This is a genomic window from Streptomyces sp. NBC_01320 (genome assembly GCF_035974375.1).
GTDB lineage: Bacteria > Actinomycetota > Actinomycetes > Streptomycetales > Streptomycetaceae > Streptomyces > Streptomyces yanii.
Genome location: NZ_CP108390.1, coordinates 6,837,463 through 6,852,103, shown reverse-complemented (window position 1 = coordinate 6,852,103; position 14,641 = coordinate 6,837,463). Strand labels below are relative to the sequence as shown.

Here is a 14,641-nt window from a genome sequence, read left to right as displayed (position 1 = left end):
ATTCACCGCATGAATATCCAGCCTCGGTCGTTCGACCACCCCGACGCCGTCAAACTCAACGACCAGGTGCAGCTCGAATACGCGGAGCGCTACGGGGACGAGGGCGATGTCACACCACTCACGCCGTCCATGTTCCGGCCTCCGCGCGGCCTCTACCTCCTCGCCTACGACGAGTCGGGCACACCGGTCGCCACCGGCGGCTGGCGTGCGCAGGATCAGAACGAGGAGGGCTACCTGGACGGCGACGCCGAGCTCAAGCGGATGTTCGTGATCCCGGAGAGCCGCGGACGGGGTCTGGCCCGCCGCATCCTCGCCGCTCTCGAGGCGGACGCCCGGGCGGCGGGCCGCACCCGAATGGTGCTGGAGACCGGCGACCAGCAGCCGGAGGCGATCGCGCTGTACACCTCCAGCGGCTACACCCCCTGCGAGAAGTTCGGCTACTACCGCACGTACGAGAGCAGCCGCTGCTTCGCCAAACCGCTCCAGGAGTCGTGAACCGGGCCCTGTCCTGATCTAGAGCCCTCCGAGGAACCCGAGCAACGCGGCGTTGAACCGCTCGGGCTGCTCCAGATTCGGCAGATGCGCGGCACGGTCGACGACCACGAGCGCGGAGTGCGGGATCAGCCGGTGCAGGGCCTCCCCGTCCGCGACCGGCGTGTACGTGTCGTCCGCACCGAAAACGAGCAGGACCGGCACCTCGGCCCCCGCGAGCGACTCCCGGTAGTCGGGCCGCTCGGCCCTGCCCCGCAGCGCTGCCGCGGCGCCCTCGGGAGCGGTCGTACGCATCATGGCGAGCACCTGCGCGGCGACCCCGGGCAGCGCCGTGACGTTGTACGGGGCAATCATCCTGTCGATCACCTCGTCCGCGTACCCGGCCATCCCCTCGCCGAGCAGCCGGTCGGCCAGCCGGTTACGGAAGGCTTTGCCGTCGTCGGTCTCGGAGACCGGGGAGGTGTCGGCGAGGACCAGCGCCGACACCCGGTTCCTGTGCAGGCGGTGGAACTCCATGGCGATCTGCCCGCCCATGGAGAGCCCGCCGGCCACGGCCCGTTCGACGCCGAGATGGTCGAGGAGCGCGGCCATGTCGTCGGCGAAGTCGGCGAGCAGGGTGCGGCCCGGTACCACGGCGCTCTCCCCGTACCCGCGCAGATCCGACGCGATCACCCGGTACCCGGCCCGCTCCAGCGCCTCGGCCTGCGGTGCCCACATGGTCCGGTCGAACGGATGACCGTGGATCAGGACGACCGGCAGACCGCCGGACGGCCCCCGGTCGTCGTACACAAGGGTCGTACCGCTCTTCGTCCGGAACTCCATGCCGATTCCCCCTGGTTGTGCCCGGCGGCGGACGCCGACCCGGCCGCGAGACAGCGTCGCACCCCGATGCCTCACCGCACGCGGGCAACACCCACATAGAACCCGCTGCGTTCGTTCTCCGGCGCCGGCTCCTCCCGGTACCACTCCGCGGCCGGCACGAGCCCCGGCTCGACGAGATCCAGACCGCCGAAGAACGGCTCCACCTCGCTGTGGCTGCGCATCCGCAGCGTGATGGCGCCCTTCTCGTAGGCGGACTCGGTCTCGGCCCGGAGCTCCGGGTGCTGGTCGGCCGTGCCGTGCGACAGCACCAGATAGCTCCCCGACGGCAAGGCGTCGACCAGGGTGCGGGTGATGCCGTACGGGTCCTGATCGTCGGGCAGGAAGTGCATCAGCGCGATCAGCGACAGGGCGACCGGCCTGCGGAAGTCCAGCAGTCGGCGGGCGTGATGGAGGATCAGCTCCGGCTTCCGCACATCCGCGTGGATGTAGTCGGTGGCCCCTTCCGGACTGCCGACCAACAGCGCTTCCGCATGGCGCAGAACGATGGGGTCGTTGTCCGCGTACACGATCCGGGCGGCGGGCGTGATCGCCTGGACGATCTGATGCAGGTTCGGCGAGGTGGGGATGCCGGTGCCCACGTCGAGGAACTGATCGATGCCCTGCCGCGCCAGCCAGGCGGAAGCGCGATGCATGAAGGCCCGGTTCCGCGCCGCGTTGCCCCGCGCCTCCGGAGGCAGCTTCTGCCCCACGGCCTGATCGACCGGGTAGTTGTCCTTGCCACCCAGCAGCCAGTCGTAGACGCGCGCCGGGTGAGGTTTGCTGGTGTCGATCTGGGGCGTGGGCGGGCCGGCCGTCACAGGACGCTCCTCCGTACGGGGAATCACGGGCAGGGGGCTGCGCCTCAATCCTGCCGCAAGATGTCCGCGCGGGAAGTACCGGATAGGCCGAACTGCCCTGGGGATCAAGCCGACTTCGTCGTGCGGTGGACCTGTGGGGATTTGAACCCCAGACCCCCTCGATGCGAACTACCGGCACGGCGGTTGCTGAGGGCTGTGGGGCTGTCCGCAAGAGGGGCATGTCGCGGCCCTACGGAAGGCGGACGTGGAGCTCATCCACGGTCCTGACGTCTGGCCGCTCCATGAACCCCGCGAAGGGCCAGCGGTTCGACAGCTCCCCTGGGCCGCGATCACGGAGTCCATCCAGTACGTGACGGGCCCGGGCTGCTCGACACCCGCTTGAGGAGTTCCGTCTTCGCACCTCCGGGCCAGGCTCTCCGAGCGCAATCCTTGCTTGCAAGGTATGCGGATGCTTCCAGCTGGACGGCGGGGTGCGCCCCCATTGCCGTCAACAGTTGCCGCCAGGGGCTCGTTCGGCAGCGCGTGAACGGGGGACCTTGCTGATGCGGTAGACCCCCTCCTCACCAAGCAGCGCCCCCTCTACTGGACAGAACCCGTCGGCGGAAAGGTGATTGCTGCATACCCGTTGGCGACCGCTCACGCGCCTCGGCAAACACCCGGCAAACGCCCGTCCAACACTCGCTTTGGTTGTCCCTACAACCTTCCAGCCCTTCCAGAGGTCTGGAGGGCTGATTAGATCTTGATTCCCTGGGGGGAACACATGAGAAGACGCACCCTCTCGGCGCTGTGCACACTCGGCGCACTCGCTGGCGTGCTGGCGGCTCCGACGGCGGCACAGGCGGCCGACCCGCACCCGTCGGGCCCTTCGGTCCGGACCGACGAGACCCGGATCTACGTGGACTTCGGTACGCGCACGCTGCCGAAGGACCTGAAGGTGCTCCTGCGCAAGACGGGTACCGACACCCCGGTGGCGACCATCACCGAGTTCGGCTTCCTGGAGGACATGGACCCCTGCAATCCGTCCTGCCAGGACGACCCCGGTGAGACCGCCGTCGAGACCACCCCGCTGCGCCTGGCGGACCTGGGCCGGTACGCGGTGGACGTCGAGTACGACGGCACCGGGGGTGAAACGATCCTCCACAAGGACGAGGCGGTCTTCGACTACCACCTGATCCCGCAGGTCAAGACGTTCGAGGTGAGCGGGAAGCCGGACCTGGAGCACAGGACGGTGACCGTCAAGGCGGACGCGACGCTGCGCGACCCGCGCGACGACTCCGAGACGCCGATGGCGAAGGGCCGGCTGGTGCTGGAGACGACCGCGGCGAGGACGGGACTGACCACCGACGCCGCGGGTCATGTCGAGACGCCGTTCACCTTCACGGGCGCGGAGAAGCACGACACGACGACGTGGCAGAACGACGTCAGGATGGTCCTCCGGCCGGCCGGCGCGGACGCCGCGCACGGTCTGACCCGCCAGGTCGAGGTCGGCTACACCACGACCGACATCACGCTGGACTCGCCCACGGTGAGGGGCGCGGACGGGACGGACGCCCCGTTGACCGGCCGGGCCACCTACCGCGGCACCAACGGCGTCTCCAAGCCGGTCCCCGTCGGCACGCCCATGTCGGTGTACACCGTACGGACCTTCAAGACCGGGGAGGACGGGCGCTTCACCACCCAGGTCCCCGTCTACGGCACCCAACGGCAGACGATCGCCCTCCTCGGCACGCCATGGCTGTCCAACAGGTACGCGTACGTCAGCTCCGACCCGACGACGAGCGCGGGCTTCCACAGGCTCCCCACGGTCACTGTCAGCCGGTACAAGAAGGTCACGGTGTCAGGTGTCTTCGACCGCTACGACCTCCCGGCCTCGACGACCCTGAAGGTGAATCTCCAGTTCAAGGCGAAGGGCACCACGACCTGGGTCACCAAGAAGACCATCGACAGCCCCGCCATCGCGGGCGACAGCTCCCGCACGGTCACGGCCGCGGACCTGCCCTACCAGGGCGTGGGCGTCTGGCGGTTCCAGTTCCCCGGCACCAAGCAGATCCCGGCCGGCCCCGCCCCGGAGTCGTACACGGTGTACCGCCAGATAACGGCCTTCCCGGAGTTCAACGCGAACCCCGAGCCGGTCAAGGCGGGCGCCCCCCTCACGATCACCGGCAAGCTCAACGCGAAGAACGAGGACAACGGGCAGTGGTCCGCGTTCGCCGGCGCGCGGATCGACATCTACTTCCGCGCGAAGGGCACGACCACCTGGCGCGGGGTCGGCGTCGCCGTGACGGGCAATGACGGCAGGTTCACAAAGACCTTCAAGGCGACCAAGGACGGCGACTGGCAGGCCAAGTACGACGGCAACGAGTGGAGTCACTTCTACAGCTACAGCCGCCTGGACTTCGTGGACGTCCAGTGAGCACGGCCCGCGTGAGGTGACCGCACCCGCCCGCTCGCGTCCCGGTGCTCTTCCGGGCAGCGGGCGGGCGGCTGGGGCCGCAGTGCGGCCAGGACGCCGCGCGGCCCTGGTGGGATGCGCCCGGTCACGAGGGTGACAGCACCCCGACGGCCCCCACCGCCGTGAGCAGCGCCGGCGGCGCGCGGCCGACCGGGCCTCCCGCACACACGCGTGCGGATACGGCACTGGCTGAGCATGGGTGTCCCTCGCGTACCCCGCGAGGACCTCCGGCAGCCGTGCCCGCCGGCCGTCGCTGCGTCGACCGGTGCCTCGGCGGCCGCGCGGGCCTCGTCGTGCAGGCCGTAACGCGCCGGCCCGAGCGCGATGACCGCGTTGTCGTGCGGCCGGCGTGGTCACGGGCCACGGGCCACGGGCCACGGTCAGCTTGGTGACGAAAGTGGACGGCTCAGCCAACTCCCGTTCCGTCCACAGGCCCTCTTCTGCCTCCCGCCTGATGGCACGTAAGAGGAACCCGAACGGCGCTGGCAGCATCTGGCAGCGCAAGGACGGGCGGTACGAAGCCCGTGTCTATGTCCCCCAGCCCGACGGCACACGCAAGCGCAAGACCGTCTACGGCAGCACGTGGGAGAAATGCGACACCAAGCGTCAGGAGTTGGTCTTGCGGGACCGACGGGGAATCCCGACGCCCACCCGGTCGGCCACGCTCTCCGAGTGGCTGCCGCACTGGCTGGAGCATTACGTTCGGCCGCGTCGCAAGCTCAGTGCGTACGACAGGTACGAGGCACACATACGGCTCTACTTGGCCGGGTGCTGCACGTCCGTCAGCAGACACAGCGTCGCAGGGGAACGCTCTACGACGAACTCGGCCGCATGACCCTCACCGACCACGCCCGCCAGATGATCCGAACCGCCTGGACCCTCGGCGCGCAAGATCAGAAGTAGTTGCCGTACTTAGCTGCTGTACGACGACAAAGAGCCCCTACCGAATTTCCCCGGTAGGGGCTCTGAGCTGCGGTGGACCTGTGGGGATTTGAACCCCAGACCCCCTCGATGCGAACGAGGTGCGCTACCAGACTGCGCCACAGGCCCTTGCAACGAGTGAAACTCTAGCACCCTCACAGGGGTGCTTGGAAATCCGCTCCCTTGCTGGTCAGCCGGGTCGGCGTCGGAGCGGGTCTCACTCGTTGGCGGCGCGGGGCCGGTCGCCGTCGTCGTACTGGTCGAAGAGCGGGGTCCGGCCGTGGTCGCGGAAGCGGCGGGACGAGCCGGTGCGCTGGCGTGGTGCCGGTTCGACCGGAGGCGCGGCGGGGGGCGCGGCGCCCGTCTGGGTCGGCTCGGCCGTGCTGGAGCGGGCCGCGCTCCAGGTCTCCGGGTCGCCGACCTCGACGCCGCCCGTGGCGCGCGGGGCGACCGGTGCGGTGACGTAGGTCGGCAGCGGGACCGGGACCGGCTCCCAGCTGTCGCCCTGGACCCTGCCGCGTTCACGCTGCTGGTCGACCCATTCCGCATGATCCGTCTGCTCGACCAGAGCGCGGCGACCGGCCTCCTGCGGAGAGACCGCGGGGGCGGGCTCGGGCTCCGGGTGGCGCGCTTCGGGCTCCTCGTCGGACTCGGCGGGGGCCGTCGTCGCGGGCTGGTGCCTGCGGGGACGGTTCTCGCGCAGGCGCTGCGCCGCGACCTCTGCCCTGCGCCGGTCCATGGTGAAGACGAACCGGCGCCGTTCCTGGGCGCGCAGATGAACGATGTACATGCTCAGCAGCACGGCCGGCACCGCGGGCGCCCACAGGAAGCGGAGGCCGCCGACCGCCGCGACGACCGCGCCGAGGGTGAAGGCGAGGAAGAGGATCGACGTGGTGCGCCTCCGGCGCGCGAGGACCTGCGAGCGCTGGGCACGCCGGGCGCGCTCGGCGTCGGCCCCGCCGGGTCGTGTGCGCCGTGCGGGCACGGGCGCGTGTACGGGTCTGTCCTGGGCCTGCGGCTCCGGTGCGCGCGCCGGGTCGTGCACCCGGGCTTCGGTGTGCGCCGGAGGCGCGGCAAAGGCCCGGACGTCCACGGAATCCATTCGGTCCGTGTCCGCGTCCGGGTCGGCGTCGGGGTCCGCCTCCTCGGCGGTGCGTTCCCGCAGCTCCTTGGCATATCGGCGCTCCATGGCCGCCCGTCCGGACAGCAGCCGGATGGCGGTGCTGAAGCGTTCCGTCGGACGGGCTTCATTGAGCTCGTCCTGCCTGCGGAGCCACATCGGCACCAAGTAGGCGGCCCAGGCCCCGACGATGACTGCATAGATGAGGCCGCTGCTGCTCACGTCTCACACCGTAGAGGGGTTTGCACGGAGGCATCCGCCAATTGGCCCGGTGTGTCGCACGATCCGGCGGATATCGCGGACTTTTTTTGTGATTGTTCAGACCGGCAGTCGGCGTTTGCGCGTTCGTTAGCAGCCACACGCCGATCAATTTCGAACACTTATTTTATTTCGTGTGGCGTTCCGGTCGTGCCTGGTGCCAGCGCCGGAGCAGTCCGTCGGGCACCTCCTCCGCCGTGAGCGCAAAGATCAGATGGTCCCGCCAGGCACCGTCGATGTGGAGATAGCGCGGACGCATCCCTTCCTCGCGGAATCCGAGTTTCTCCACGACCCTCCGGCTGGGCCCGTTCTCCGGCCGAATGCACACCTCGATGCGGTGCAGTCCGACCGTCCGGAAACAGTGGTCGACAGCGAGCGCGACCGCGGTCGGCATCACACCGCGGCCTGCCACATCCTGATCCACCCAGTAGCCGACGTGTCCCGAGCACATAGACCCCCAGGTGATCCCGGCGACCGTCAACTGCCCGACCAGGCGCCCCTCGTACTCGATGGCGAAGGGCAGCATCCGGCCCGCGTTGGCCTCGGAACGCAGATGGCGGATCATCTGACGGTACGTGGGGCGCCGGGCGACCGGGCCGCCCGGGGCGGGCGGTGGAACCGTCGCCTCCCAGGGGCGCAGCCAGTCGCGGTTGCGCCGGTTGACCTCGCGCCACACGCGCTGGTCCCGCAGCTTTATCGGCCGGAGGGTGATCGCGCCGTCCGTCAGGATCACCGGCCAGGTCGGGACGTTCAGCTCGGGCTCCCGGGTCGGGGGTGGTCGCCGCCGCGGAGCTGGTCGACGGCGTGCACCAGAAGACGTTCGAGGACGGCAAGTCCGTCCCGCACCCCACCGGTGGAGCCCGGCAGGTTCACGATGAGGGTGCCGCCCGCCACACCCGCGAGGCCACGGGAGAGCGCGGCCGTGGGGACCTTCTCGCGGCCCTCGGCGCGGATCGCCTCCGGGATGCCGGGGATCTCGTGGTCGAGGACGCGGCGGGTGGCGTCGGGGGTGCGGTCGGTGGGTGAGATGCCCGTACCACCGGTGGTGACGATGGCGTCGTACCCGGCGGCCACCCCGGCTCGCAGGGCCTGCTCGACGGGGTCGCCGTCGGGGACGACCTGCGGCCCGTCGACGGCGAAGCCGAGCGCGGTGAGCGCCTCGACGATCAGGGGACCGCCCCGGTCGGCGTAGACACCGGCCGAGGCGCGGTTCGAGGCGGTCACGACGAGGGCGGCGTACGGGGCGGTCGGCGCACCGCCGAACGGCGCCGCGTCGGGCGCCGTCATGCGTCCGCTCCCTCCGGCGCCGGGCGCCGGTAGTCGCCGGACTTGCCGCCGGACTTCGCCTCGACCCGGACATCCGTGATGACCGCGCTCTTGTCGACCGCCTTGATCATGTCGATCACGGTGAGCGCGGCGACCGAGACGGCGGTCAGCGCCTCCATCTCCACGCCCGTGCGGTCCGTCGTCTTCACCGTGGCGGCGATCTCCACCGCGTCGTCGGCGACGCTCAGATCGACCTTCACGCCCGAGACGGCGAGCGGGTGGCAGAGCGGAATCAGCTCCGGGGTGCGCTTGGCACCCATGATCCCGGCGATGCGGGCGGTGGCGAGGGCGTCGCCCTTGGGGACTCCCTCGCCACGGAGCAGTTCGACGACGCGCGGCGAGACGAGGACCCGGCCGCTGGCGCGCGCGACGCGCGCGGTGACGTCCTTCTCGGACACGTCGACCATCCGGGCCGCGCCCGCCTCGTCGAGATGCGTCAGCCTGTTCTGCGTACTCACTGAACTCCGCCTAGCGGTAGGGCGCCGGTTGCCCGCTCGGCCTGCACCGGGGTGCGGCCGGGGGTCCGGGGGGTGTCCCCCGGTAAGGCACAGCGGCAGACACCGTACCGCCACCGGCCGGCGTTCAGCGGAGCAGGATCACCTCGGTGACCGTGCCGGGCTCCGCGGAGGTGACGTCCTCGGGCAGCACGATCAGCGCGTCCGCCTGGGCGAGGGCCGCGATCAGATGCGATCCGGAGCCGCCGACGGGCGTGACGGTGCCCGCCTCCGCGTCGTACGTGCCGCGCAGGAACTGGCGCTTGCCGGACGGCGAGGAGAGCGCCTTGTCGGTGTTCAGCGTGGCCTGGACGGTCGGGCGGGTCACCTCTTGCAGGCCCATCAGCGTGCGGATCGCGGGCCGCACGAACAGCTCGAACGAGACGTACGAGGAGACGGGATTGCCCGGCAGCGCCAGCAGCGGTGTGTGCTCCGGGCCGATCGAACCGAAGCCCTGCGGCTTGCCGGGCTGCATGGCGAGCTTGCGGAAGTCGATGCCGCTGCCCGGCTCGTCCTCGTCGCCGACGGAGGACAGTGCTTCCTTGACCACGTCGTACGCACCGACACTGACCCCACCCGTGGTGACGACGATGTCCGCGCGGATCAGCTGGTCCTCGATCGTGGCGCGGAGCGAATCGGCGTCGTCCTCGACGGCTCCGACCCGGTAGGCGATCGCTCCGGCGTCGCGCGCGGCGGCGGTCAGCGCGAAGCTGTTCGAGTCGTAGATCCGGCCGCCGGTCAGCTCCTCGCCGGGCTGCACGAGTTCGCTGCCGGTGGAGATGACGACGACGCGCGGCCGCGGGCGCACCTTCACGGTGGAGCGGCCGATCGCTGCGAGCAGCCCGATCTGCGGCGGCCCGATCACCGAACCGGCCCGCAGGGCCAGATCGCCGGGCTGCACATCGCTGCCGCGGGCCCGGACGTGGGCGCGGGCCGCGACCGGGCGGTGGACGCGGACCTCCCCACCCGCGACCTGCGGGGCGTCGCTGTGGGCGCGCATGGTGTCCGCCGGGCCGCCGCCCGTACCGCCGTCGGTCCACTCGACCGGGACGACAGCCTCGGCACCGGCCGGCAGCGGTGCGCCGGTCATGATGCGGGCGGCCTCGCCCGGTCCCACGGTCTGGTCGCCGGAGAGCCCGTCGCTGCCCGCCGCGATGTCACCGATGACCGTGAGCACCGCGGGGAACTCCTCGCTGGCGCCCTCGACATCGGCGATCCGGACCGCGTACCCGTCCATCGAGCTGTTGTCGAAGGGCGGCAGGGCGATCTCCACCATGACGTCCTCGACGAGGACACAGCCCTGGGCCTCGGGCAGTTGCAGCTCGATGGGTTCGAGCGGCCGCACGGCGCCGAGAATGTCTTCCAGGTGCTCGTCCACCGACCAGATCGTGCTGCTCAAAGTGCTACATCTCCTCGGTGACATAACTGCGGAGCCAGGCCCGGAACTCCGGGCCCAGATCTTCACGTTCGCACGCGAGTCTGACAATGGCACGCAGATAGTCGCTCCGGTCGCCGGTGTCATAGCGGCGTCCCTTGAAGACGACACCGTGCACCGGGCCGCCGATCTTCTCGTCCGCGGCGAGCAGCTGCAGCGCGTCGGTCAGCTGGATCTCGCCCCCGCGGCCCGGCTCGGTCCTGCGCAGTATGTCGAAGACGGCGGGGTCGAGGACGTAGCGCCCGATGATCGCGAGATTGCTGGGCGCGTCGGCCGTTTCGGGCTTTTCGACCAGGCCGGTGACCCTGACGACATCGCCCTCGACGGTGGTGTCGACGGCTGCGCAGCCGTACAGATGGATCTGCTCCGGCTCGACCTCCATCAGCGCGATGACGCTGCCGCCCTCGCGCTCCTGGATCTCGACCATGCGGGCGAGCAGCGGGTCCCGCGGATCGATCAGGTCGTCGCCGAGGAGAACGGCGAACGGCTGGTCGCCGACGTGCGGTGCGGCGCACAGCACGGCGTGGCCGAGGCCGCGCGGGTCGCCCTGGCGGACGTAGTGCATGGTGGCGAGGTCGCTCGACTGCTGGACCTTCTGGAGCCGTTCGGCGTCTCCCTTGCGGGTGAGCGCCGACTCCAGCTCGTAGTTGCGGTCGAAGTGGTCCTCGAGCGGACGCTTGTTGCGGCCTGTGATCATGAGTACGTCGGAGAGACCGGCCGCCACCGCCTCCTCGACGACGTACTGGATCGCAGGCTTGTCGACCACAGGCAGCATCTCCTTGGGAGTGGCTTTGGTGGCCGGCAGGAAGCGGGTACCGAGTCCCGCGGCCGGGATGACAGCCTTGCTGATCCTGGGGTGCGACTGAGTCATGCGCGCAACCATAACCGGTGAGTATGGGCGGAAGATGAGCCTCCGGTTAACTTTGTACTTCTATATGCACATACGAGAGATGCGCAGGTGCACGTTGAACACCGACATGTCCGGAAAGGCCTCGCTCAGGCGTCAACTACTCGCCTCGCGAGCCCTCCTGACCAGCGAAGACGTCGAAAATGCCGCGATGGTTCTGTCCCGGGGCGCAGTCGGTCTCACCGAGCTGGCCGGGGCCCGTACCGTCGCCGCCTATGTCTCGGTCGGGAGTGAACCAGGGACTCGCGCGCTGCTGGACGCGCTGCGCGCACGGGGCGTACGGGTACTGCTGCCGGTGCTCCTCCCGGACAACGACCTGGACTGGGCGCCGTACGAAGGTGCCGGCCGCCTTCTCCCGGCGGGCCGCGGGCTCCTGGAGCCGGACGGTCCGCGGCTCGGGCCCGACGCCGTCCTCGACGCGGACGCGGTCCTGCTGCCGGGCCTCGCGGTGGACGGACGCGGGATGCGGCTCGGCCGGGGCGGTGGTTCGTACGACCGGGTGCTGGCCCGGCTCGCGGCCGCGGGGGCGCACCCCTCGCTGATCGTCCTTCTCTACGACAACGAGGTGGTCGCGACGGTTCCCGTGGAACCGCACGACCACCCCGTGGACGCCGTGGTGACGCCGGCCGGAACGCGGCGCTTCAGCGGCTGAGCCCGGCCGGCACCGCGCCGGGCCCGTCGGCCCGAAACCGCGGTGCCGGGTCCGCCGCCCTACGACGGCTTGAGCGTCAGTGTGTCCTTCGTCGACTTGGCCACGGCGTTCGTTCCGAAGGACCAGTCGAGCAGATCCCCGTCGGCCCACTTGTCGGTCTGATCGGTGTAATGCGCGCTGAACGCGTGGCCGGACGCGCCGGTGAGGTTGATCCAGCGGGACTTGTCCCAGTCCCCCACGTTGACGACCATGCGCATCGACGGGACCCAGATGACCTCGTAGCCGCCCGCCGCGTTCCAGCCGCTGGCGTTGACCGCGGCCTCGCCGCCGCCCAGGTTCCACGGCCCGCGGTTGAGGGCCCGCTGGAGCAGATCGGGGCCTTCGGTACCGAGAGTCTGGTTCTTCAGGGTCAGCTGGTGCAGTCGGCCCCAGCTCCAGGTGGAGATGTCCTTGCCGAGCTTGGCGGTCAGCTCCCAGCGGGCGTCCTTCATGGCGCGGGCGAACAGCTGATCACGGTTCTCGGTCGCCTCGTCCTTGCGGTTTCCCGGCGCCTTCCACCAGTCGTTGTTCTCGTCGTCCTTGAGGTTCATGACCACCTGGTACCAGCGGTCCCCGCCGTCCGGCTGCGCCGAGTCCGCGTCGCGCTGACCGCACTCGCGCACCGGCTTGTCCTGCTCGTCGACCGGCCCCGTGCTGTCGGCCGGGAGCACGGTGAGGCACTCGCCCTTGACCCGCATCTCCTTGGGCAGCTTGTCGCCGAAGGCCAGCTTCAGGATGTTGCGCCAGACCGCGTTGAAGTACGCGGCGGCCGCCGAGTCGGGCTCCTGGTGGGAGTCCCAGCCCTCCAGGAGCTTCTGCGCCTCACGCACGCTCTTGTCGGAGACCTTGATCTTCAGCAGTTCGGGCACCAGCTCCGCGGCGATCTCGCTGGTGTTGTCCATCTGCATCTTCTGCATGTCTTCGGTCGAGATCTTCTCGCCGCCCTTGATCTTCCCCGCAATGAGGTCGTTGATCCGCTGGCTGCGGGTGCCGTAGCCCCAGTCCTTGGTGAGCAGGTGGGGGTACTTCTCGTCGATGACGGCCTGGTTGGCGGTGACGATGTAGCCGCGCTTCGGGTTGTACTCGTACGGCAGCTGGGCGAACGGGATCGGGGCCTTCTCCCAGCCGTACTTCGAGGTCCATCCGGGGCTCGGCGTCGTGCCGTCGCCCGTCTTGCGGACCGGGATCTTGCCGGGGGCCTGGTAGCCGATGTTGTTCTTGTTGTCCGCGTAGATGAGGTTCTGCGAAGGCACCTCGAAGTGCTCGGCCGCCTTGCGGAAGGACTTGAAGTCCTTGGCCCGGTTGAGCTCGAAGACGGCGTCCATGGACTTGCCGGGTTCCAGCGCGGTCCACTTCAGGGCGACCGCGTAACCGGCGGCGCGGTCCGGAGCCCCGCTGGGGACGGGGGCCTTCTGGCCGACCTTCTCCAGCTCGCTGCTGCGGTCGGAGATCAGCGGACCGTTGTTGGTCTCGCGCACGGTGATGTGCCGGCTCGCGCCCCCCGCGACCTTGATGGTCTCCTCACGGGTGACGAACGGCTTCACCTTGCCGTCGTACTGGTAGCCGTCGCCGGAGACCTTCTCCAGGAAGAGGTCGGTGACGTCGGCGCCGAGGTTGGTGAAGCCCCAGGCGATGTCCTGGTTGTGACCGATTATCACGCCCGGCATGCCGGAGAAGGTGTACCCGGCGGTGTCGTACTGGCAGGTCGCCGAGATCTGACGGCAGTGCAGCCCCATCTGGTACCAGAGCGAGGGCAGCTGCGGCGCCAGGTGCGGGTCGTTGGCGAGCAGCGGCTTGTCCGTCGTCGTGTACTGGCCCGAGACGACCCAGGAGTTGGACCCGATGCCGTTGCCGTTCGGACCGAGCAGCGCGGGGATCTGGTCGAGGGTGTCGGAGAGCGAGGCGAGCTGCGTGTTCACTCCCTCGGTGGCGCCCTGCACGGTGTCCGCGCCGATGCCCGAGGTCGGCTTCGCCTTCGGGTCGAACGTGCCGGTGACCGGCGAGATCGCACCCTCGCTGACGATCGGATCGTGCTTGTCGTACCGGTACGCCGGGTACAGGTCCTTGATCTGCTTCTTGCTGAGCCTGCTGGTCATCAGCGAGCGGTCGATCTCGTCCTGCATGTTGCCGCGCAGGTCCCAGGCCATCGCCTTGAGCCAGGCGACCGAGTCGACCGGGGTCCACTTGGTCGGCTTGTAGTCGTTGGTGAGGCCGAGCGCGGCGTACTCGACGGAGATGTCCTTGCCGTCGCGCCCCTTGAGGTAGGCGTTCACCCCGTCCGCGTACGCCTGGAGGTTCTTCTTGGTGCCCGCGGAGAGGACGGTGTCGTACTCCCTCTGCGCGACCTTGCGCCAGCCCAGCGTGCGCAGGAAGGCGTCCGTGTCGACCTGCCCGGAGCCGAACATCTCGGAGAGCCGGCCGGCCGTCATGTGACGGCGGACGTCCATCTCCCAGAAGCGGTCCTGCGCCTGCACGAAGCCCTGGGCGCGGAAGAGGTCGGCGTCGGAGTCCGCGTAGAGCTGCGGGATCCCGTAGCTGTCGCGCTTGACATCGACGTTGCCGGCGAGGCCGTCGATCTTGATGGAGCCGTTCGTCTGCGGGTACGAGGCCCGCACAGTGGTTACGGACCAGAACGCGCTGTAACCGATACCCGCGACAAGCGCCAGCACCAGGACGATCACGATCAGGCGGGCGCGTCGCCCCTTCTTCTTGCCGGTCTTCGCACCGGCAGAACCGGAAGAGCCGGAAGAGGCGGTTGTGTTGGCGGGCATCGCTGTCCTTCGAGGGGCAGGGTGGTCCTGGGGAGTGCAGGAGCAACCATAGGCGCAGCACCGAAGCGGCTCCGACGCGGTATCGGGATGCTTCG

At 69.7% G+C, this 14,641-nt stretch carries 12 protein-coding genes, 1 tRNA gene and 2 pseudogenes; 4 read left to right on the top strand and 11 right to left on the bottom strand.

Going from position 1 to position 14,641, the window contains the following annotated elements; all coding sequences use genetic code 11:
- The first annotated feature begins 9 nt into the window (after positions 1-9).
- Positions 10-495, top strand: a complete 486-nt coding sequence (locus OG395_RS31260) for a GNAT family N-acetyltransferase (protein WP_327245908.1) — start codon at positions 10-12, stop codon at positions 493-495.
- Positions 496-513: 18 nt separating this feature from the next.
- On the opposite strand, the gene OG395_RS31255 is transcribed toward OG395_RS31260, so the two are convergent.
- Both OG395_RS31255 and OG395_RS31250 read right to left on the bottom strand, forming a co-directional pair.
- Positions 514-1,314 (bottom strand): alpha/beta fold hydrolase, encoded by an 801-nt coding sequence (locus OG395_RS31255; protein WP_327245907.1) that lies wholly within the window; start codon positions 1,312-1,314, stop codon positions 514-516.
- A 71-nt stretch (positions 1,315-1,385) separates the two neighbouring features.
- The gene (locus tag OG395_RS31250) at positions 1,386-2,171 is read right to left on the bottom strand and encodes an SAM-dependent methyltransferase (protein ID WP_327245906.1); all 786 of its coding nucleotides are present in this window, start codon (positions 2,169-2,171) and stop codon (positions 1,386-1,388) included.
- 760 nt (positions 2,172-2,931) lie between these two features.
- On the opposite strand from OG395_RS31250, the gene OG395_RS31245 reads away from it, so the two are divergent.
- The gene (locus tag OG395_RS31245) at positions 2,932-4,584 is read left to right on the top strand and encodes a hypothetical protein (RefSeq protein ID WP_327245905.1); all 1,653 of its coding nucleotides are present in this window, start codon (positions 2,932-2,934) and stop codon (positions 4,582-4,584) included.
- 124 nt (positions 4,585-4,708) lie between these two features.
- Here OG395_RS31245 and OG395_RS31240 read toward each other — a convergent pair.
- Positions 4,709-4,967 (bottom strand): annotated as a pseudogene (locus OG395_RS31240) (glycogen debranching N-terminal domain-containing protein); the annotation flags it as partial.
- A 110-nt stretch (positions 4,968-5,077) separates the two neighbouring features.
- Between OG395_RS31240 and OG395_RS31235 the strand changes: the two are divergent.
- Positions 5,078-5,386, top strand: a pseudogene (locus tag OG395_RS31235) (site-specific integrase); the annotation flags it as partial.
- 213 nt (positions 5,387-5,599) lie between these two features.
- On the opposite strand, the gene OG395_RS31230 reads toward OG395_RS31235, so the two are convergent.
- The 7 genes from OG395_RS31230 to galU form a co-directional block, all read right to left on the bottom strand.
- A tRNA-Ala gene (locus OG395_RS31230) sits at positions 5,600-5,673 on the bottom strand.
- Positions 5,674-5,761: 88 nt separating this feature from the next.
- Positions 5,762-6,886: a divisome protein SepX/GlpR gene (gene sepX / locus OG395_RS31225; RefSeq protein ID WP_327245904.1), complete on the bottom strand. Its 1,125-nt coding sequence runs from the start codon at positions 6,884-6,886 to the stop codon at positions 5,762-5,764.
- A 163-nt stretch (positions 6,887-7,049) separates the two neighbouring features.
- Positions 7,050-7,655 carry a GNAT family N-acetyltransferase gene (locus tag OG395_RS31220; protein ID WP_327245903.1) on the bottom strand — a complete coding sequence of 202 codons (606 nt, stop codon included), beginning with the start codon at positions 7,653-7,655 and terminating at the stop codon, positions 7,050-7,052.
- A gap of 17 nt (positions 7,656-7,672) precedes the next feature.
- Positions 7,673-8,209 carry a MogA/MoaB family molybdenum cofactor biosynthesis protein gene (locus tag OG395_RS31215; RefSeq protein ID WP_327245902.1) on the bottom strand — a complete coding sequence of 179 codons (537 nt, stop codon included), beginning with the start codon at positions 8,207-8,209 and terminating at the stop codon, positions 7,673-7,675.
- Positions 8,206-8,706 (bottom strand): cyclic pyranopterin monophosphate synthase MoaC, encoded by a 501-nt coding sequence (moaC, locus tag OG395_RS31210; RefSeq protein ID WP_327245901.1) that lies wholly within the window; start codon positions 8,704-8,706, stop codon positions 8,206-8,208. The genes OG395_RS31215 and moaC overlap by 4 nt, the downstream gene beginning before the upstream one ends.
- Positions 8,707-8,830: 124 nt before the next feature.
- Complete coding sequence (glp, locus tag OG395_RS31205) at positions 8,831-10,141, bottom strand: molybdotransferase-like divisome protein Glp (protein ID WP_327245900.1); 1,311 nt, start codon at positions 10,139-10,141, stop codon at positions 8,831-8,833.
- Positions 10,142-10,145: 4 nt separating this feature from the next.
- Positions 10,146-11,048, bottom strand: coding sequence for a UTP--glucose-1-phosphate uridylyltransferase GalU (galU, locus tag OG395_RS31200; protein WP_327245899.1), 903 nt, complete (start codon positions 11,046-11,048; stop codon positions 10,146-10,148).
- 94 nt (positions 11,049-11,142) lie between these two features.
- Here galU and OG395_RS31195 point away from each other — a divergent pair, with 94 nt between their 5' ends.
- Entirely contained in the window at positions 11,143-11,736 is a 594-nt protein-coding gene (locus tag OG395_RS31195; RefSeq protein WP_327245898.1) for a 5-formyltetrahydrofolate cyclo-ligase, read from the top strand.
- A 59-nt stretch (positions 11,737-11,795) separates the two neighbouring features.
- Here OG395_RS31195 and OG395_RS31190 read toward each other — a convergent pair whose 3' ends face one another.
- Positions 11,796-14,546, bottom strand: a complete 2,751-nt coding sequence (locus OG395_RS31190) for a penicillin acylase family protein (RefSeq protein WP_327245897.1) — start codon at positions 14,544-14,546, stop codon at positions 11,796-11,798.
- Positions 14,547-14,641 lie beyond the last annotated feature (95 nt).